Origin of the sequence: Blautia sp. SF-50, assembly GCF_900101315.1 — a bacterium.
GTDB classification, from domain to species: Bacteria; Bacillota; Clostridia; order Lachnospirales; family Lachnospiraceae; genus Blautia_A; species Blautia_A fusiformis.
The window spans coordinates 42115-62163 of the sequence record NZ_FMUW01000006.1 but is presented as its reverse complement, the minus strand read 5'-3'; the positions used below and the strand labels follow the sequence as shown (position 1 = coordinate 62163).

Below are 20049 nucleotides of genomic sequence, written 5' to 3'. Positions count from 1 at the left end.
TGAAACTTAAATTACTGCCAAACTTTTCTGTTTTTTTTATGCAGTTTTAACAATAAAGCACTACTGGCCTCTAAAAATAATTTCCAACCGTATTTCGATGATGTGCCAGGAAAAGTCATCACAACATAAAAAAAGAGATCCTGCTACTCTTTTACAGAATCTCTCTTTACAAGCCAGACAGGGCTTTTTACATTTTTTTCGGCAGGTTCCTTTCCCTCTGCCATAAGAAGCAGCTTCCGCAAGGCCAGAACTGCTTTCTGATGAACATCCTGATGAATGGTGGTCAGCTTTGGCCTGACGATCTGCGCATAAAAATTATCATCAAAGCCGGTAATGGAAATCTGATCCGGAATCCGGATTCCCCTGTCTGTAAAAAAATTGATGGCCTCCACAGCTGTGTAATCCGAAGAAAATGCCAGTGCCTTTGTCTCCAGAAAATGAGGCAGCAGCTCTTCATATTTTTTCAGTCTGCGCCGGGGTTCCTGGGGAACCACCACATAGCGGGAGCGGCTGCAGAAACCGCCATTTTTTTCCATAGCCTGTTTGAATCCAAGCCATCTGGCATAATCACTGTCCTGCTCTGTTTCCGCAACAAAAAGTGCCCGGTGGTATCCACAGGAATACAGATATTCCCCGATCTGATATCCGCCGGAATAATCATCCACTCCTACATTCTGAAAGCTATATCCACCCTTCGGATAGGCATCGATCAATACCATTTTTTTATTCAGCTTTCTGGAAAGCTGATGATACTGTTCTTCATTATACCCTATAATGATAAGACCCTCTACATTCCAACGGGATGCCATATCTACCACATTATCGATCCGTTCACCGCCAATGAGCATAATATAATAGCCTCTGTTTTCTGCTTCGACCTGCAGCGTTCCGGTGATCTCTCCCACAAAAGAATCCTGCAGAGACTGCATACCATGAATGAAGGAAAAACCAAGAACCACTCCAATGATCCTTGAGCCGTGTCCGGATAGCATCACAGATCCCATGTGGGGAACATAATTCTGCTCCTTCAGGATCGCCGTGATCCGGTCAATGGTGCTCTGTGAAACCCGTTTTGTATTTCCATTGATCACATTGGATACGGTTGTACGACTGACACCTGCCATATCCGCGATATCCTGCAGCCTTATCATTTCATTGAATACTGCATCAGCTCATAATGAAGCTCACAGCCCTCATAGATTTCTGCCGGAAGTAATGCTCTGGCAACTACTTTCAGTTCCTCCTCCGGCTGGTCCACACGCTTCAAATGTGCATAATCTCCGTCAATCTGTTCCACGATATAATCACATACTAACATTTTTTGTCCTCTCTCTTTTCTTTTTTGCTCATACTTCAATAACCTGTATGAGCACAATTCGTTTCTCTGACTGCTTATTCACGAATGCATCTAAAAACAGGCTACAGCAAATGCTGCAGCCTGTCAACTCTTTATTCTGCCCTCAAAAAATATCTCTGTTTATTCGTCAGCGCCGTCGACCTTACTTGCACGTGCTGCGATTTCTTTCTCCTGGATATCACTCGGAGCCTGCTCATAGCGTGCAAACTCATAGGAGAAATCTCCGCTTCCACCGGTCATGGAACGAAGTACTGTGGAATAACCATAAATCTCAAGCAGCGGAACATCTGCCTCAATAATGGTATTTCCTTCGTGATCCGGATTCATTCCAAGAACACGGCCACGTCTCTTGTTCAGATCACCCATAACATCACCGGTATATTTATCCGGAACGGTAACCTTCATGGAGATGATCGGCTCAAGAAGTACAGGAGAAGCCTCCATAAAGCCCTTCTTGAAGGCAAGGATCGTTGCCATCTTAAATGCCATCTCAGAAGAATCTACCGGATGATAAGATCCATCGTAAAGGGTTGCCTTCACACCAACAACCGGATATGCAGCCAGAGGTCCCTTGAGAACACATTCCTGAAGTCCCTTCTCAACAGCCGGGAAGTAATTCTTCGGAACTGCACCACCTACAACTACCTGCTCAAATACATAAGGTGTTTCCAGATCGCCGGATGGCTCAAAGCGCATCTTAACATGACCATACTGTCCGTGTCCGCCGGACTGTTTCTTATGTTTGCCTTCTACATCTGACTTCTTGCGAAGTGTCTCACGGAACGGAACCTTCGGTTTGGAAAGTTCCACATCTACTTTATAGCGTTCTTTCAGCTTGCTGACAACGATATCCAGATGCTGATCGCCCATACCATAGATCAGGCTCTGGCGGTTAGCACTGTCATTGACAACCTTAAGAGTTCTGTCCTCTGTCATCATCTTGGCAAGGGACTGTGCGATCTTATCCTCATCGCCCTTCTTCACTGCCTTAAATCTCTTATATGTATATGGTGTGGAAAGTACAGCCTTCGGATAAAGGATCGGATTCGCCTTGGTTGCAAGGCTGTCACCGGTCTGTACACTGCCAAGCTTGGCAATGGCACCGATATCCCCTGCAAAAAGCTCCGGAACTTCGATCGGTTTGGAACCTTCCATGACATAAAGCTTGTTTACACGCTCCTCTGTTCCTTTCTCTACATTAAGAAGTGTATCATCGGATTTCAGCACACCGGAGCATACCTTGATCAGAGAATATTTACCAAGGAACGGATCCGCGATGGTCTTAAATACATAGGCCGATTTTGCCTTGGCAAAGTCATAATTGGCCTCAAAGATCTCGTTAGTCTTCTGTGCGATACCATTGCAGGAACGTCCGCTTGGGCTTGGGAAGTAACCGCAGATATCATCCAGAAGGTTAGATACACCGCGAAGGTTCACCGGTGATCCCATGCATACCGGAACAATACTTCCATCCTGTACATTGGTTGCAATAGCGGCGGAAACCTCTGCTACGGAGAAGGTATCTCCCTCAAAATAACGATCCATAAATTCTTCGCTGGTCTCTGCAACAGACTCCATCAGAGTTTCATGGTATTTCTCCAGGTATTCGGTCAGGTAATCAGGAACCGGGCATTCTTCCTTGCCGGCCTTGTCAATGTATCTTCTTCCGGCCTGTTTCACAACATTGACATATCCTACGAACTTGCCGTCCTCACGGATCGGAAAATGAAGGGGAGCGATTCTCTTGCCATACAGCTCTGTCAGCTCTTCCACAACCTCACGATAGCTGACATCATCCACATCCATATCTGTAACAAAGATCATACGCGGAAGTTTATATTTCTCGCAGAGATTCCATGCCTTCTGTGTTCCTACCTGAACACCGGCCTTACCGGAAACAACGATGATCGCTGCATCTGCGGCACTGACTGCTTCCTCTACTTCTCCCACAAAATCGAAATATCCAGGTGTATCCAGCACATTTACTTTCATCTTATCCCATGGTACCGGAATCAAAGAAGTTGTGATGGAAAAATGTCTCTTTATTTCTTCCTTGTCATAATCGCTGACAGTATTGCCATCCTCAACACGTCCGAGTCTGCTGGTCATACCTGCCAGATAAGCCATTGCCTCAGCCAGTGTTGTTTTGCCTGCGCCACCATGACCTAATAGGACTACATTTCTGATTCGGTCTGTTCTGAAAACGTCCATATGTAATACCTCCCTGTTTGTCTTACTTAATATGTTCACATTTTACTAAATTTCCATGCAAATTTCAAGTATTTTATTCAATTTTGACAACTTTTTTTCAGAAAGTTTTTCGTATTACCGTCAATTAACACAGAACAGTCGTCTATCTTTCAGAATTTCCGGTTTACATACTTTTTCACGGCATCCACAGAACGGTTCAGTACCAGCTCTTCCGGAAAATCCAGTTTGGTCAGAAGGTCTCTGGCAAGATCAAATTCCCCGATCAGAAGGTCAAAATGGGCATCACTGTCCATAACCACAGGTACCCGATATTTTTTGCAGTATTCCAGCATGATGGTATCATTCTCCACTGCATTCTCACGGTTACAGTCAGGGTCCATGGAGTGATTGTTCAGCTCCAGGACTTTACCGTATTCTCTGGCTCCCTGTACAAGCGCCTCATAGTCAACCTCGTATCTTCCGTCATCCGGATGTCCGATGATATTGACACACGGATTCTTCATAGCATTAAGATAGGCCTCCGTATTCTCCTGTCTGCTGCCTGGTCTGATGCATGGAACATGAAGACTTGCAATGACCACGTCCAGCTTCTCCAGAGTTTTCTGCTCAAGATCTACCGTTCCCGCCGCATCCAGGATATTTACCTCCGAACCCAGAAGCAGCTGGATCCCGTACATTTCACGGGGTACTACCTTTATATTCTGGAAATAAAACTTATGACAGGTTCCGGGCATTTTCGGTGCATGCTCTGTGATTCCCAGGAGTTCAAGACCTTTATCGGAAGCAGCCCTGGCCATCTCGCGAAGTGTGCAGTATGCATGTCCGCTGGCTACGGTATGTGTGTGAAGATCCATAACTGACTGATATTTCATGATAAATTCTCCTCTGTATCTTATATTGTTTTTTTCTTATTATATTATACGTCCGAAATCTCCGATTTCTCAAGCCTTTTTCTATTGTTACTGTTCACTCCGTTCTCAGCAACACGCTTCGCGATGCACAGAATTTATGCTGATCGCATAAATTCACGCGGTATGTCTCGGGTTTTCCGTGACCTTCGCTCACAAAAAACACCTCGCGGAATATTACCAATGAACAGTAACTTTCTATTACTCTTCCCTGTTCGCAAAACATTACCGGTAAACAGCTATAAAAATGGCCTTCCTGTTTCCGCTAACATTTGTTGACATTTTTCACACTTTCTTTTACAATATAGTCGTGATTTACACTATTAAAGAATAAAAGTAAAAAGTAACCTGAAAGGACTCTGAAGTACTATGAAAACCATAGGTTTTATCGGCCTTGGACTGATCGGCGGCTCCATTGCCAGAACCATACGAAAATTTCACCCGGATTATCGCCTGCTTGCCTTTGACAAAGACAGAAGTGCTCTGGCAGAGGCAGTCAGTTTAAACGTGATCAACGGGATCTGCGATATTGACGATGAGCAGTTACATAACTGTGATTATCTTTTTCTCTGTGCACCTGTAGAATTTAATGTGGAATACATGGAAAAGATCAAAGATTCTCTTGGAAAGAACTGTATCCTCACAGATGTAGGCAGTGTAAAAAGCGTTATCCACGAAAAAGTAACCGAGCTCGGACTTGAAGGACGCTTCATCGGCGGTCATCCTATGGCAGGCTCCGAACGCAGCGGTTTTTCCAATTCCAGTGATCATCTTCTGGAAAATGCTTATTATATCATCACTCCGGGAGGAGAAGTTGCTTTGGAAAAAATTTCTGATTTCACAGAACTGATCTCCTCTCTTGGTGCGATCCCCCTTGTTATCACTGCAGAAGAACATGATTTCATCACGGCAGGAGTCAGCCACCTTCCTCATATCGTAGCCTCCGCTCTTGTAAATCTTGTAAATCTTCTGGATAACGACGCCCAGTATATGAAAATGATCGCAGCCGGCGGTTTCCGTGATATCACACGTATTGCCTCTTCTTCACCGGTTATGTGGGAACAGATCTGTCTGGAAAATCAGAAAAACATTTCCACGGTTCTGGATGAATTTATCCGTATGCTGATCCAGATCCGCTGTTCCATTGACAACAAAGAAGCCGACAACATCTTTGACATGTTTGCAAGCTCCAAGGATTACCGTGACTCCATTGACATTGTAGACAACAGCCTGATCCCCCGCTCCTATGTCCTTTATATCGATGTGGCAGATGAGGCCGGTGCCATTGCAACCATTGCAACCATCCTTGCAACAGAAAAGGTCAGCATCAAAAATATCGGTATTATCCACAACCGAGAATTTGAAGATGGCGTTCTGAAGATCGAATTTTATACAGACGCAGCTCTGGAGCAGGCTAAAGTGCTTCTTACAAAACGTAATTACAAGATCTGCGAACGCTGATATATAAACGGCAGCAGATATCCGATCTGCTGCCATGTATTTCAAAAATAACAATACAGGCAGGTACTAATATGGAAATCAAAAAAGCAAAAAAATTATCCGGCTCTCTTGCCATTCCCGGAGATAAATCCATTTCTCACAGAGCTGTCATGTTCGGCTCTCTTGCAGAAGGCACTACCAAAATCACAAATTTTCTGGAGGGTGCAGACTGTCTCTCTACTATTTCCTGTTTCCGGAAAATGGGTATTAACATTGAAAATACAGAAGGAGAGATTCTGGTCCACGGAAAAGGTCTCCATGGTCTCTGTGCTCCGTCAGAGACTCTTGACGTCGGTAACAGCGGTACTACCACCCGCCTCATCTCCGGGATCCTTGCAGGACAGGACTTTGTATCAGAGCTTACCGGCGATGCTTCCATCCAGAAACGCCCTATGAAACGGATCATGACTCCGCTTTCCCAAATGGGTGCCGATATCGTAAGTCTCAACGGAAACGGATGTGCACCGCTTAAGATCTCCGGAAAAAAGCTCCATGCCATCCACTACAATTCTCCGGTAGCATCTGCCCAGGTAAAATCCTGCGTACTTCTTGCCGGAATGTACTCTGACGGCATTACCCGTGTAACAGAGCCGGTCCTTTCCAGAAATCACACGGAGATCATGCTGAATTACTTTGGCGCCAATGTAACCGCAGAGGGAACAACAGCATCCATCAAACCGGACCCATCTCTTTACGGACGTGAGATCCTGGTTCCGGGAGATATCTCTTCTGCAGCTTATTTTATTGCAGCAGGTCTTCTTGTTCCCAACAGTGAGATCCTTCTGAAAAATGTGGGGATCAATCCGACCCGTGACGGCATCCTCCGTGTATGCAGGGCCATGGGAGCAGATATCACTCTTCTCAATGAAACCACAGAGGGCGAACCTACTGCCGATCTTCTGATCCGCTCCTCTGCGCTTCACGGGACCACAATAGAAGGCGCGATCATTCCTACTCTGATCGATGAACTTCCGATGATCGCCGTTATGGCAGCTTTTGCAGAAGGAACCACTGTTATCCGGGATGCACAGGAGCTTCGTGTCAAAGAGTCCGACCGCATCCAGGTTATGACGGAAAATCTTCGGAAAATGGGCGCAGATATCCAGGAAACCGAAGATGGCATGATCATTCATGGTGGAAAAGCCCTTCATGGCGCAGAGATCGATTCTCATCTGGATCACCGTGTAGCCATGTCTTTTGCAGTAGCAGGACTGCTTTGTGAGGGAACACTTTCCATCAAAAACGGAGAATGTGTCAACATCTCCTATCCGGAATTCTATTCCGATCTTTATAGTCTGGCAAAATAATTATCTTATATCCAGACAGAGAGCATTTTCATGTATCACAACATCTGTTCCATCAGATGACAGTGCATAAAATGCTCTCTTTTTTTGTATTTCGTATAATTTTTATTTATTATGGATATCATAATTCCAAAATGAAACCATTTTTTTGATAAATTTTATCATTTTTCCCACTTTCCAAATTCCTACTATTATGGTATTATTTTTTCGGAAAATAATTATTTCCAGAGAGGAGCAACGATTATGAAAATTTTGTTTTATGACACCAAGAGCTACGATAGGGAATTTTTTGAGAAGCTGCTTCCATCTTATCCAGGCATTGAAATTAAATTCATTGAAGCAAATATCCATGAAGAAACCGCAGCTCTTGCCCACGGCTACGATGCCATCTGTGCATTTGTAAATGCAGATCTCGGCGCACCGGTCATTGAAGAACTTCACCGCCAGGGTGTAAAACTGATCCTGATGCGCTGTGCCGGATACAATAATGTTGATCTGGAAACTACAGCAAAATGCGGGATCCAGGTGGCACGTGTTCCCGGTTATTCTCCGGAAGCAGTTGCCGAACACGCCATGGCACTGGCTCTTACCGCCAACCGGCACACCCACAAGGCATATATCAAATGCCGTGAAAATAACTTTGCACTGAACGGTCTCATGGGCGTTAACTTTTATCAGAAAACAGCCGGAATCATCGGCACCGGAAAAATCGGTCAGGCAATGGCAAAAATCTGCCGCGGCTTTGGCATGAAGGTAATTGCTTATGATCTTTTCCCTAATAAAAATCTTGACTTTCTGGAGTATGTTTCACTGGACGAACTCCTTTCCACCAGTGATCTGATCAGTCTGCACTGTCCGATGACTCCGGAAACAGAGCATCTGATCAACTCCGAAACGATTGCAAAAATGAAAGATGGTGTGATCCTTATAAATACCTCCAGAGGCGGACTGATCAAAACCGATGACCTGATCGCAGGTATCCGTGATCACAAATTCTTCGCCGTTGGTCTGGATGTTTACGAAGAAGAATCTGCATATGTATATGAAGACATGTCAAGCAGCATTCTTCCTACTTCCACGATCCAGCGTCTTCTGTCCTTCCCAAATGTGACCATGACCTCACATCAGGGATTCTTTACGGTAGAAGCACTGACCAATATTGCGGAGACAACCCTGGAAAACGCAAAAACTTTTATGGATGGAGCTGAAATGAAAAATCTGGTCCACTGATCAGTCTCAGACCTGACATGCAAAATCCCCCGGATACTGATCGTTTATCTGTATCCGGGGGTCTTATTTTGTTCTTTTGATTTTAATAGATCTCGTCAAAAGACTGTCCGTCATCGTCTGTGTAATAAATGCGCTTTGCATCCTGAGTGAAGATCAGCTTCTGTTTCCCTGCATCATCAAGGCTGCACTGCTGATAGGTTACGCCCTCCTCTACCGGAAGCATACTGTCTGCATTATCATAGTCTGCAGCAGTCAGATTGGAGGGTACATGGCCATACTCATAAATGTACTGGGCCACTTCATCTTTATCTGTATAGGTGCCATTTTCATCCAGTTTCTTTTCGCTCTGTGAGTCTGCTGCATCCGATGAAGCGGACCCATCTGTGTCTCCTGATCCTGCAGCATTTTCAGAATCCTGCAGCTGCTCCAGGTCGCTTTCATCAGCTACTGCCATCTCATCGTCACCATTCTGGTCCATGGCCTCCACTTCATCCTCACTCAGAGGTTCCAGGTCATCCTGAAAAGCAGATTCGTCATATTTTTCCTTATCTTTGCAGCCTCCCAGCATCATCGCTGCCACCCCGGCAAGCACCAGGATAAAATATCTGAACTTTTTCATGGATCAATCTCCTTTCATGGAATATCGTTCTCGTAAAAGTGCAATTTCTCTTTTCCATCCTTCATCATCATTTGGTGTCTCCAGAATAAAGGGAATTCCCTCAAGAGCCGGATGGCACACCACATTCACAAGTGCATCCAGGCCGATCTGACCTTCGCCGATCTTTGCATGACGATCCTTATGACTGCCCAGTCCGTTTATACTGTCGTTAAGATGAACAGCCTTCAATCTGGAAAGGCCGATCACCCGGTCAAACTCATCAAGAACACCATCCAGATCATGGACAATATCATAACCGCCATCCCATACATGACAGGTATCCAGGCAGACACCCAGTTTATTATTTTTTTCCACCCTGTCAATGATATCACGAAGCTCCTGAAACGTTGCTCCTACTTCTGAACCCTTGCCAGACATAGTTTCCAGAAGGACGGTCGTACTCTGTTCTTCTGTAAGGACATCATTGAGGATTTCCGCAATTTTGGTAATTCCCGTCTCAGTTCCCTGCCCTACATGACTGCCCGGGTGAAAATTATAATAATTTCCCGGTGTATATTCCATACGTTTCAGATCATCTGCCATGATCTCTCTTGCAAAATCTCTCAGATTTTCTTTTGCGGCACAGGCATTCATGGTATACGGTGCATGTGCCACCAGCTTTCCAAAATGATTTTCCCTGGAAAGCTCCAGAAATCTTTCCACATCTGCAGGATCGATCTCTTTTGCCTTGCCTCCTCTGGGATTGCGGGTAAAAAAAGCGAACGTGTTTCCACCGTTTTTCAGCATCTGACGCCCCATGGCAGCATAGCCTTTGGACGAACTTGTATGATTTCCGATATATAATATCATATCAGCACCATCTCCCTGTAGTTTATATTTCTGCCTTTTGGCCTCATTATTATATCAAAAACTTCTTTTTCTGAAAAGTCCGCGATTCTTTCTTTACAATACTTACCATTCTTTCTATAATAAAGATATCTTTACATACGAAGGAGAGAAAGAATGGCAAACGACAATCGAAGGCGGCCGCCTCATGGCCATGATCCGGAGCAGGCACGCAGAGAAGCCGCCAGAGCACGAGAAGTACGGCGGAAGCATTCTGGTTCTGCATCCCGTAATTCCCGTTCACATTCCACTGGGACTCGCAGGAATGACATCAGCAAAAAATCCAGATATTACCAGGTACGTCGTCAGAAAATGTTTCTTGCAGCTGGCGGGATCCTGATCATACTTGTTCTTGTGATCATTTTTTCCGCACGTGCATGCATTTCTTCCCGGAAAGCTGCAGAAGCCGCCGCTTTGCAGAAGGCACAGGAAGAGGAGGCCGCAAAAAAGGCAAAAGAAGAAGCTGCTGCTGTGAAAGATCCCGTTTCACTGACGCTCAGCGTAGTCGGGGACTGCACGTTGGGTACCGATGAGACCTTTGATTATGACACAAGTCTGAACGCATGCTACGATAACAACGGCAAAGATTATTTCTTTAAGAATGTAAAAAGCATCTTTGAGGCAGATGACCTGACAATTGCCAATTTTGAAGGAACCCTCACCGATTCCGATGCCAGAGAAGATAAAACCTTTGCATTTAAAGCACCTGCCGAATATGCTCAGATACTCACCAGCGGTTCCGTTGAAGCCGTAAACACTGCAAACAATCACAGCCATGATTACGGAGAGCAGAGCTACACGGATACTCTGACTGCTCTGGATAATGCAGGCATTACACACTTCGGTTATGATGATACTGCAGTTATGGACATCAAGGGAATCAAAGTTGGTCTTGTCGGAATTTATGAACTGAAGGATCATCTTGGACGCGAACAGCAGCTGAAAGATAATATCGCAAAGGTCAAAGCAGATGGAGCAGAGCTTATAGTTGTGATCTTCCACTGGGGCAATGAGACTGAAACAGTTCCTGATACCAATCAGATGACCCTTGGCCGTCTTGCTATCGATGAAGGTGCAGATCTGGTATGTGGCCATCATCCGCATGTACTCCAGGGAATCGAAACCTATAAAGGAAAAAACATCGTCTACAGTCTTGGCAATTTCTGTTTTGGAGGAAACAGTTCTCCAAGTGATATGGACACCATGATCTTCCAGCAGACCTTCACTGTCACCTCAGAAGGCGTACAGGCTGATAACGTGACCAATATCATTCCATGTTCTATTTCTTCCGCAGATGGCTACAACAATTATCAGCCAACTCCTGCATCCGGAGATGAGGCATCCAGGATCAAATCCAAGATAGAGGAATGCAGTGCTGCGATTCCTGCCGCGGATTCTTCATCCGCTACATCGGAAGGCTCTGACAGTGAAGAATAAATAGCATAACAAAAAATAATATCCCAACAGATCCTGTAATAATGCATGTTTCCATGCTGCGATCCGTTGGGATATTATTTATATAAAAAGTAATTTTAAATCTTATTCGATCATCATGGCATCCCCGAAACTGAAGAAACGATATCTTTCCTTAACAGCTTCTTCATAAGCAGCCATAATATGTTCTTTTCCGGCAAGGGCTGAAACCAACATCAGAAGCGTGGACTCCGGCAGATGGAAATTGGTGATCAGTCCATCGATAGCTTTGAATTTATATCCAGGATAGATAAAGATCTCTGTCCATCCGCTTCCGGCCTTCACGATTCCATCCTCTCCGGCTGCGGACTCCAGGGTACGGCAGCTGGTAGTTCCCACAGAAATCACTCTTCCGCCGTTTTTCTTTGTATCATTGATCAGTTTTGCCTGATCTTCTTCCACAATATAAAACTCCGAGTGCATGTGGTGCTTTTCTACATCATCTACCTTTACCGGGCGGAAGGTTCCGAGACCTACATGTAAAGTTACATGTGCAATATTCACACCCTTCTCCTTTACTTTCTCAAGAAGCTCCGGCGTGAAGTGAAGTCCTGCGGTAGGTGCGGCAGCAGATCCCTCATTCTTTGCATATACAGTCTGATAACGGTTCTTATCCTTCAGCTTGTGGGTAATATACGGCGGCAGCGGCATTTCTCCCAGCTGATCCAGGATCTCTTCGAAAATCCCCTCATAATAAAACTGGATCAGACGGTTTCCCTCATCTACAATATCAATGATCTCACCCTTCAGGATACCGTCACCAAAAGTGATCTTTGCACCGGGACGTGCTTTTTTTCCCGGCTTTACAAGACACTCCCAGATATCATTTTCGCGGCGTTTCAGAAGCAGGATCTCGATCAGCGCTCCAGTTTCTTCCTTGTGACCATAAAGACGTGCCGGGATAACCTTGGTATCATTGATCACAAGACAGTCTCCCTTATGCAGGTAATCCAGTATATCGGTAAAATGACGATGTTCGATACTTCCATCTTTCAGGGACAGATGCATCAGTCTGGAAGAACTTCTGTCCTCCAGCGGATCCTGAGCGATCAGTTCCTGCGGCAGATCATAATAAAAATCTGATGTTTTCATAATTATTTTTCCACTTCCTCTTTCCACTGTTTGCGAAGCCTGCGGACCTCGTTCCACTCTTTGTTGGTCAGATCAGCTTTTGGTAAAAGATCCGGCCTCCATTTGGCTGTACGGATGATAGACTGCTCTCTTCTCCATTTATCCACATTGGCATGGTGTCCGGAAAGCAGCACCTCCGGAACCTTTTTGCCATGCCATTCCTCCGGGCGGCTGTACTGGGGATACTCCAGAAGATTCCCGGAAAAGGATTCCGTCTCACCGGATTCCTGATTATTCAGAACACCTGGTACCATTCTGGAAATAGAATCCATCATGACCATAGCCGGAAGTTCTCCTCCGGTAAGTACATAATCACCAATGGAAACATAGTCTGTTACGATTTCTTCCAGAACACGCTCATCAATTCCCTCATAATGACCACAGAGGAAAACCAGGTCTTCTTCCAGGGCAAACTCTTTTGCCATATCCTGATTGAAGGTTTTTCCCTGAGGAGTCAGAAAGATCACGCGGGGTTTCCTTCCAATACGTTCTGCAATGGATTCATAAGACAGATATACCGGCTCCGCCTGCATCAGCATTCCGGCTCCGCCGCCATAAGGATAATCATCTACCTTCTGGTGCTTATTGAATGCAAAATCCCGTATATTGATCGCTTCCAGTGATAACAGTCCCTTTGTAATGGCACGGCCTGTAATACTTGTGTTCATTCCATTCTCGATCATTTCCGGAAATAATGTAAGTACATGATAATTCATTTAAACAAGCCCTTTCATCAAATGTACAGTCATGGTATTTTTTTCCACATCCACATCAAGAACACAGTCATGGATCGCAGGAAGCAGGATTTCCTCGCCATCCACACGATCTACAATATAAACATCATTGGCGCCGGTCTCCATCACATCACGGAGCACTCCGAATTTCTCCCCATTCTCCAGAAGTACCTCCATTCCGATGAGATCCGCCACATAATATTCGTCCTCGCCAAGCTCCTGTGCCTCTTCACGTGGGATCCAAAGCTCACGGCCCTTATACATTTCAATATCATTGATGTTGTCAATGCCTTCAAACTTCAGGATCGCAAGATTTTTAAAAAACTTTACATTCTGAATATTCAGTCTGCGAAGCTCTTTTCCTGTGTCCAGAAGCACATATTCAATATCAAGAAAACGCTCTGCGTCATCCGTTGTCGGAAAAACTTTTACTTCACCACGGACGCCATGGGTCGTTGTAATAACTCCTACCTTTAATAAATCTTCCATTTTTGCTCCCTTTCAGAGTAAAAACAGGAGCCATGGAATCCACAGCTCCTGTCTCTTTTTCATTGCAGAATATCTACAATCACTTTTTTGCTGCTTTTTGAAGAAGCCGCTTTCACAACAGTACGGATTGCCTTGGCAATTCTGCCCTGTCTTCCGATAACCTTACCCATATCGGCCGATCCGACCTTCAGTTCAACAACAATCGCGTCGTCTTTTTCAGTCTCAGTAACGACTACTTCATCCGGATTTTCAACAAGAGATTTTGCAATTACTTCTACAAGTTGTTTCATTACATACCTCCTTGCTCCTGCCTCATTGAGGCCACAGATCCAAATCTGTCAGGTATTATTTCTCGATTCCGGCAAGTTTAAGAAGCTTAGCAACTACCTCTGTAGGCTGAGCACCAGCTGCAAGCCATTTTTTTGCTGCCTCTTCATCGATTTTGTATACGCTTGGGTCAAGGTTCGGATCATATGTTCCGATCTCTGCGATGCATCTTCCGTCACGTTTGCAGCGAGAATCTGCTACTACGATTCTATAGAAAGGTGCTTTCTTCTGTCCCATTCTTCTTAATCTGATCTTAACTGCCATTTTTGTTTTCCTCCAATTATCTTTCTGAAAATTTATTGTTATTTATTAAAAGGGAAGCTTAAAGCCGCCTCTTTTTCCCATATTCATCTTGCCGCCTGTTAATCCCGGCATCTGTTTCATCATCTTCTTGCTCTGCTCAAACTGCTTCACAAGACGATTTACTTCTGTAATATCCACTCCGGCGCCTCTGGCGATACGGTTCTTGCGTGAGATGTTCAGAATGTTAGGGTTACTTCTCTCCTGAGGTGTCATGGAAAGAATGATGGACTTGGTACGGTCCATAGCCTTCTCATCGATCATACCCTCGATATCCTTCATCTTACCGCCCATTCCGGGAAGCATGTTCAGGATACTGGAAATACCACCCATCTTGTTCATCTGCTCCATGCTGGTAAGATAATCATTGAAGTCGAAGTCCATTTTCTTCAGCTTCTTTTGCATCTCCTGAGCCTGTTCCTGATCCACAGATGCTTCCACCTTCTCGATCAGACTCATTACATCGCCCATTCCAAGGATCCTAGAAGCCATACGTTCCGGATAAAACTGTTCCAGATCTGAAAGCTTCTCTCCCATACCGACATAGAAGATCGGTTTGCCGGTCACGGCTTTAATGGAAAGCGCAGCGCCGCCTCGTGTATCACCGTCCATCTTAGTCAGGATCACACCATCAATGCCGACTTTGTCAGAAAAGTTCTGCGCCACATTTACTGCATCCTGTCCTGTCATGGCATCAACTACAAGCACTGTAGCATCTACATTCACATTCGCTTTGATATCCTCAAGCTCCTGCATCATATCCTCATCAATGTGAAGACGTCCTGCTGTATCGATGAGCACAACATTCTGCTGATTGGATTTCGCATGCTCGATAGCTGCTTTTGCAATATCCACGGGATTCTGCTTATCTCCCATGGAAAAGACCTCGACGCCCTGTTTCTCACCGTTTACCTGCAGCTGTGTGATCGCTGCCGGACGGTAAACATCACAGGCCACAAGCAGTGGTCTCTTTCCCTTGGATTTCAGTTTGCCTGCCAGCTTGGCAACCGTCGTTGTCTTACCTGCACCCTGAAGACCGACCATCATAAGAACGGTAAGATCCATTCCCGGTTTGATTGGAAGCTCTGTTGTCTCACTTCCCATCAGGTTGACCAGCTCATCATTTACGATCTTGATCACCATCTGTCCCGGATTCAGACCATTCATAACATCCTGTCCGATAGCCTTTTCCTGAACGGATTTCGTAAACTGCTTAACGACCTTAAAGTTAACATCCGCTTCCAGAAGCGCCATCTTAACTTCCTTCAGTGCTACCTTGACATCAGCCTCTGTGAGACGGCCCTTGCCCTTCAGCTTCTTAAATACATTCTGCAGTTTATCTGTTAAACTCTCAAATGCCATTGATCATAACTCCTCTAATATCACATTGGAAATTGCCGCAATATCTTCGGCGTGGTACTTGTCAGCCAGTTCATGGATCTTTATGACCTGACTGCGGATGTTCAGGAATTTCTCGACCAGATGAAGCTTCTCTTCATATTCTTCCAACGTCCGATTGCACCGTCTGATCATATCATGCACACCCTGTCTGCTGATGCCAAGTTCCTCAGCAACCTCACTTAAGGAATAATCCTCAAATACCACACTGGTGTACACCTGCCGCTGCCTCTCTGTCAGAAGCTCTCCATAAAAATCAAATAAAAATGTCTGCTCTACAAATTTCTCCATCTGTAATCACCTTGGCTATCATACACGATTCCGCCACACCTGTCAAGGGTTTTTGCTTTACAAATTTATTTTTTCCTGAATTTCACAAAAAAGGCCGGAAAAGCACTTTTCTTCTGGGTTTTGCAGGCTTTTCCGACCTTTGTTATTCTATTTACTTCTTATTAATAAGTCTTATGCGTCGATTAAAACATTTCCTTTGTCATTTTATCGATTTCCTGATCCACTGCCTCATATACACCTGGGATACATGAGAAATTCAGGCCATGAGTGGTGCACGGAATAAAATAAAACTTACCACAGTCTCTGCAAAGCTGATCTGTTGACTCTTCGATCATTTCCTGATTCCAGTCAAAGCGATCTACTTTACCGTTATCGATACCACCCATAAATGTGATATCTTTTCCATATTCTTTGATCAGCTTCGGAAGATCATTAACTGACATACAGCCCTGCCATACATCAATTCCCATCTCGATCATTGTCGGAACCAATGTTGCACTGTAGCTGTCATTATGGTGGATGATCAGTTCAACACCATGATCATGGTAATATCCGTAAATACGTTTGTAAGAATCCATAAAGAACTCACGGAACATATCCACACTGATAAATGTAGACTTCTGTGTTCCCCAGTCATCATGATGGAAGACAACATCCGGTTTCATATAGGTGCAGATCTGCTCTGCCCATTTCAGTTCCCACTCTGTAATATATTCGATCAGTTCATGCATGGCTTCCGGCTCTTCGTAGAAATTGATCATGGTATTCTGGATCTCACAGAGATAATGGCACATCTCAAAAACTCCAGGTGCAACCATTGCAGTAACCATGGTTTCATTCCGGTCAATTCCGGCAACTGTCTCCTGGCATTCTTTCCAGTCCTCTGCCGTGTAGTTGATGTCCGGTGCCTTTACATATTTTTTCCACTCTGCAACGTCCGGACATACCAGATGCTCCGGATCATGGAGCGGAAACGCTCCCGGTGTTCCTGCAGGCCAGGAATTATAATATCCCCATCCGCATTTTACTGTTGGTGCACCAGGTCCTTCCGGCATCATCGGATACTTCGTCTGATATGGAGTATTCAGAACAAATGTCAGTCCCTCATACTGTTTTACAAAACGATCCGGATTTCCTCCGCGGATCACTTCCAGCATATTTTGTCTTTTTGTTAACATAAACGCACCTCCTCTACGTTATTATGCAGGAAAGCCTTTTTTCCGCACTTGTTTTGCCACACCCCAACATAAAAGGCTTGTTTCTGCACTTGTTTTTTCCTTATGATTCTATTATACTGTAAATCAAAAGAATCACAATTCCACATAATATGGCTATTATTTCTGTTTTTCCCTACAAAATATAGGAAGGAGGATTTTCCTTGAAACTCAGTGCAAAACTCATATGCTATCACCTGCAGAAATCATTTTCCATGCATACATCCAGGCTGGATACATCCCCCACCCTTTCCTGCCCTTCCTGCTTTGAAAAGAACACCGTTCTTCAGGATGGACGTGTTTACCTTATCACAGATCCGGATTTTCAGCTCACTTTTCATCATCCCAAAAATATTCTGTTCCTGATGATTGGAAAAATCTATCAGAACTACGAATTAACTCAGCCAAACATGTGTATCATCCCTGAAGATATTCCAGTCAATATTGTCTTTAACAGGATTCAGGATATTTTTATCCTCTATGATCAGTGGAATCAGTCCCTGATGGATTCCCGTCTCCGGAACGCATCTATCCAGGAGCTTCTGGATCTTACAGCTTCCATTATTCCCAATCCAATGATGCTGATCGGTATGGATTTTACTATCATTGCCTCCAGAGACTGGAATCTAAGTGATCTTTCCAATTCTGTTTTGGGTTCCACTGAAAATTCCTGGGCTATTGTGGACAGCCTGAAGCAGGATCCTCATTACGAAGAGGCTTTTTATAAAACCGGATATTTTTATTATCCGGGAAATGGCCTTACTGCTCCTTCTCTTTGCGTAAATATCTCCAATAATGATAAAGCAGTATACAGGCTGATGTTTTCCGAAGGTGAGGTTCCCCTGGATGATACGTTTGGTTTTGTTCTGGAGTACCTTTCCCAGATGGTATCCCATGCACTTTCCACAGGTATCATGCACAGCCGGGATAAAGCTTTTCCTCTTCATCAGATTTTTATGTCCATTCTGACAGATCCCGGAGCTGATTATGTAAAAATCAGTCAGCAGCTGACAAATGTGGGATGGCTTTCTTCCCATATGTATCAATGTATCCTGATCCAGACCGGACTGATCGACCAGAAAAATCTGACCCTTAATGCCATCTGTAACTATCTGGAAAATACAATTCCTGCCACTTGTGCCACGGAACATAAAGGCAATGCTGTGCTTTTTATCAATCTGGATCTCTGCACTCTGACTATCCATGAGATTTCCGATAAAATCGAGGGTTTTATCAAAAGCAGCATGTTAAGCGCCGGATACAGCCGGAAGATGCTTGGACATTTTAATTTCCACCGACAATACACGCAGGCTTCTGTTACCCTGCAGGTTGGAAAACGCAAAAATCCCGCAGAAAGTATCCACTATTTTGACTCCATCGCTCTGCCCTATATTCTGGAACAGGCAACCAAAAAGCTTCCTGCTTACATGGTCTGTCACGAAAAGCTTCTGTCAATGAAATATAAGGATGAGGCAAAGCAATCTCATCTCTATGAAACACTGCGTTGTTTTCTGGAGCACAACCAGAACATTTCTCATACTGCCAGCGCTTTATTTATCCACAGAAGTACTCTTCTTTATCGTCTGGATAAGATCAAAGCTTTTCTGGATTCAGATCTTACAGACAGAAACGAGATCCTGTATCTGTTGCTTTCTTTTCATCTGATGGATATGGAAGAAGAAAACCAGAATGCAAGATCATAAAAACGGGAACTCTCTTAAATATTTAGCGTTTTCCCAGCTGCCAAAATGCAACTGCACTGGCTGCCGCCACATTCAGTGAATCCACACCGTGTGCCATTGGAATACATACTGTATAATCACAGTCCGCAATGGTCTCCGAAGCAAGGCCATCCCCCTCTGTTCCAAGAACTACTGCCAGTTTTTCTTCTGCCATCAGATGAGGATCATCAATATCAAAGGAATCCTCCCTAAGAGCCATGGCTGCCGTCTTAAATCCCATCGCTTTCAGAGACCGGATTCCTTCTGTTTTCCACTCTGTTTTTTCATCAAAAAATGTCCATGGTATCTGGAATACGGTTCCCATGCTGACACGGATCGCACGGCGGTACAATGGATTGCTGCACCCCGGTGTCAGCAGCACCGCATCCATCCCAAGAGCCGCCGCAGAACGAAAGATCGCGCCTATATTAGTAGGATTTACCACATTTTCCAGAACTGCAATCCTGCGGGCATTTTTGCATATATCGACTATATCAGGAAGCGCCGGCCGGCGCATTGCACAGAGCATTCCTCTTGTCAGCTTGAATCCGGTCAGCTGCGTCAACACATCAAATTCTGCCGTATAAACCGGAATGTCTCCACAACGACGGATGAGTTCTTTTGCCTCACCCTCAACATGTTTATGTTCCACCAGAAAAGAAATCGGCTGGCACCCGGAATCCAAAGCTCTCTCAATAACCTTCGGGCTCTCCGCAATAAAGATCCCCTTCTCCGGTTCTGCCCGGTTCAAAAGCTGTATCTCCGAGATCCTGGCATATACATCCAGCTCCGAAGCGTTGAAATCTGTGATTTCTATGATATTTGACATGTTTATTTTTCTCCTGTTCTGTCTTCTTGTTTTCATCCTGCTATTGTAACAGAATCTCTTTGCAAAAGAAAGCCAGGTGCTATATGTTTCCACCTGGCTTTGCTGCTACTTGTAAAACAATTTGTTTA

20 protein-coding genes are annotated in these 20049 nt (G+C 44.6%); 5 read left to right on the top strand and 15 right to left on the bottom strand.

Features of this window, described 5'->3' with window-relative positions; all coding sequences use genetic code 11:
* Positions 1–143: 143 nt before the first annotated feature.
* From BLP57_RS05425 to BLP57_RS05410, 4 genes are all read right to left on the bottom strand, one after another.
* Positions 144–1151 carry a LacI family DNA-binding transcriptional regulator gene (locus tag BLP57_RS05425; protein WP_092069954.1) on the bottom strand — a complete coding sequence of 336 codons (1008 nt, stop codon included), beginning with the start codon at positions 1149–1151 and terminating at the stop codon, positions 144–146.
* Entirely contained in the window at positions 1148–1318 is a 171-nt protein-coding gene (locus tag BLP57_RS05420; protein WP_015525206.1) for a hypothetical protein, read from the bottom strand. The genes BLP57_RS05425 and BLP57_RS05420 overlap by 4 nt, the downstream gene beginning before the upstream one ends.
* 159 nt (positions 1319–1477) lie before the next feature.
* A complete protein-coding gene (locus tag BLP57_RS05415; protein ID WP_092069951.1) occupies positions 1478–3568 on the bottom strand; it encodes an elongation factor G in 2091 nt (696 codons plus the stop codon).
* 149 nt (positions 3569–3717) lie between these two features.
* The gene (locus tag BLP57_RS05410; protein ID WP_015525208.1) at positions 3718–4440 is read right to left on the bottom strand and encodes a phosphatase; all 723 of its coding nucleotides are present in this window, start codon (positions 4438–4440) and stop codon (positions 3718–3720) included.
* 405 nt (positions 4441–4845) lie between these two features.
* On the opposite strand from BLP57_RS05410, the gene BLP57_RS05405 reads away from it, so the two are divergent.
* From BLP57_RS05405 to BLP57_RS05395, 3 genes are all read left to right on the top strand, one after another.
* Positions 4846–5937: a prephenate dehydrogenase gene (locus BLP57_RS05405; RefSeq protein ID WP_092069949.1), complete on the top strand. Its 1092-nt coding sequence runs from the start codon at positions 4846–4848 to the stop codon at positions 5935–5937.
* Between the two features lie 71 nt (positions 5938–6008).
* Entirely contained in the window at positions 6009–7283 is a 1275-nt protein-coding gene (aroA, locus tag BLP57_RS05400) for a 3-phosphoshikimate 1-carboxyvinyltransferase (RefSeq protein WP_092069947.1), read from the top strand.
* 240 nt (positions 7284–7523) lie between these two features.
* Positions 7524–8510: a 2-hydroxyacid dehydrogenase gene (locus tag BLP57_RS05395; protein WP_092069945.1), complete on the top strand. Its 987-nt coding sequence runs from the start codon at positions 7524–7526 to the stop codon at positions 8508–8510.
* Between the two features lie 82 nt (positions 8511–8592).
* On the opposite strand, the gene BLP57_RS05390 is transcribed toward BLP57_RS05395, so the two are convergent.
* Entirely contained in the window at positions 8593–9129 is a 537-nt protein-coding gene (locus BLP57_RS05390; protein WP_015525212.1) for a ribonuclease domain-containing protein, read from the bottom strand.
* A gap of 3 nt (positions 9130–9132) precedes the next feature.
* On the bottom strand, positions 9133–9978 hold the full coding sequence (locus BLP57_RS05385) for a deoxyribonuclease IV (protein ID WP_092069943.1): 846 nt from the start codon (positions 9976–9978) through the stop codon (positions 9133–9135).
* A 348-nt stretch (positions 9979–10326) separates the two neighbouring features.
* On the opposite strand from BLP57_RS05385, the gene BLP57_RS05380 reads away from it, so the two are divergent.
* The gene (locus tag BLP57_RS05380) at positions 10327–11451 is read left to right on the top strand and encodes a CapA family protein (RefSeq protein WP_021652645.1); all 1125 of its coding nucleotides are present in this window, start codon (positions 10327–10329) and stop codon (positions 11449–11451) included.
* A gap of 102 nt (positions 11452–11553) precedes the next feature.
* Here the strand turns inward: BLP57_RS05380 and queA are convergent, their stop codons facing one another.
* From queA to BLP57_RS05340, 8 genes are all read right to left on the bottom strand, one after another.
* Entirely contained in the window at positions 11554–12579 is a 1026-nt protein-coding gene (gene queA / locus BLP57_RS05375; protein ID WP_092069939.1) for a tRNA preQ1(34) S-adenosylmethionine ribosyltransferase-isomerase QueA, read from the bottom strand.
* A gap of 2 nt (positions 12580–12581) precedes the next feature.
* Positions 12582–13334, bottom strand: a complete 753-nt coding sequence (trmD, locus tag BLP57_RS05370) for a tRNA (guanosine(37)-N1)-methyltransferase TrmD (protein ID WP_015525216.1) — start codon at positions 13332–13334, stop codon at positions 12582–12584.
* A complete protein-coding gene (gene rimM, locus BLP57_RS05365) occupies positions 13335–13841 on the bottom strand; it encodes a ribosome maturation factor RimM (RefSeq protein ID WP_059085894.1) in 507 nt (168 codons plus the stop codon). It abuts the gene before it with no gap.
* A 59-nt stretch (positions 13842–13900) separates the two neighbouring features.
* Positions 13901–14131, bottom strand: a complete 231-nt coding sequence (locus BLP57_RS05360) for a KH domain-containing protein (protein ID WP_092069936.1) — start codon at positions 14129–14131, stop codon at positions 13901–13903.
* 55 nt (positions 14132–14186) lie between these two features.
* A complete protein-coding gene (gene rpsP, locus BLP57_RS05355) occupies positions 14187–14432 on the bottom strand; it encodes a 30S ribosomal protein S16 (RefSeq protein WP_015525220.1) in 246 nt (81 codons plus the stop codon).
* Between the two features lie 45 nt (positions 14433–14477).
* Entirely contained in the window at positions 14478–15830 is a 1353-nt protein-coding gene (gene ffh, locus BLP57_RS05350; RefSeq protein ID WP_015525221.1) for a signal recognition particle protein, read from the bottom strand.
* A gap of 3 nt (positions 15831–15833) precedes the next feature.
* Positions 15834–16157 (bottom strand): YlxM family DNA-binding protein, encoded by a 324-nt coding sequence (ylxM, locus tag BLP57_RS05345; RefSeq protein WP_015525222.1) that lies wholly within the window; start codon positions 16155–16157, stop codon positions 15834–15836.
* Between the two features lie 182 nt (positions 16158–16339).
* Positions 16340–17335: a uroporphyrinogen decarboxylase family protein gene (locus BLP57_RS05340; protein WP_092069933.1), complete on the bottom strand. Its 996-nt coding sequence runs from the start codon at positions 17333–17335 to the stop codon at positions 16340–16342.
* 200 nt (positions 17336–17535) lie between these two features.
* Here BLP57_RS05340 and BLP57_RS05335 point away from each other — a divergent pair, with 200 nt between their 5' ends.
* Positions 17536–19074, top strand: a complete 1539-nt coding sequence (locus tag BLP57_RS05335) for a PucR family transcriptional regulator (RefSeq protein WP_092069930.1) — start codon at positions 17536–17538, stop codon at positions 19072–19074.
* Between the two features lie 22 nt (positions 19075–19096).
* Here the strand turns inward: BLP57_RS05335 and BLP57_RS05330 are convergent, their stop codons facing one another.
* Positions 19097–19921, bottom strand: a complete 825-nt coding sequence (locus BLP57_RS05330; protein ID WP_092069927.1) for a TrmH family RNA methyltransferase — start codon at positions 19919–19921, stop codon at positions 19097–19099.
* Positions 19922–20049 lie beyond the last annotated feature (128 nt).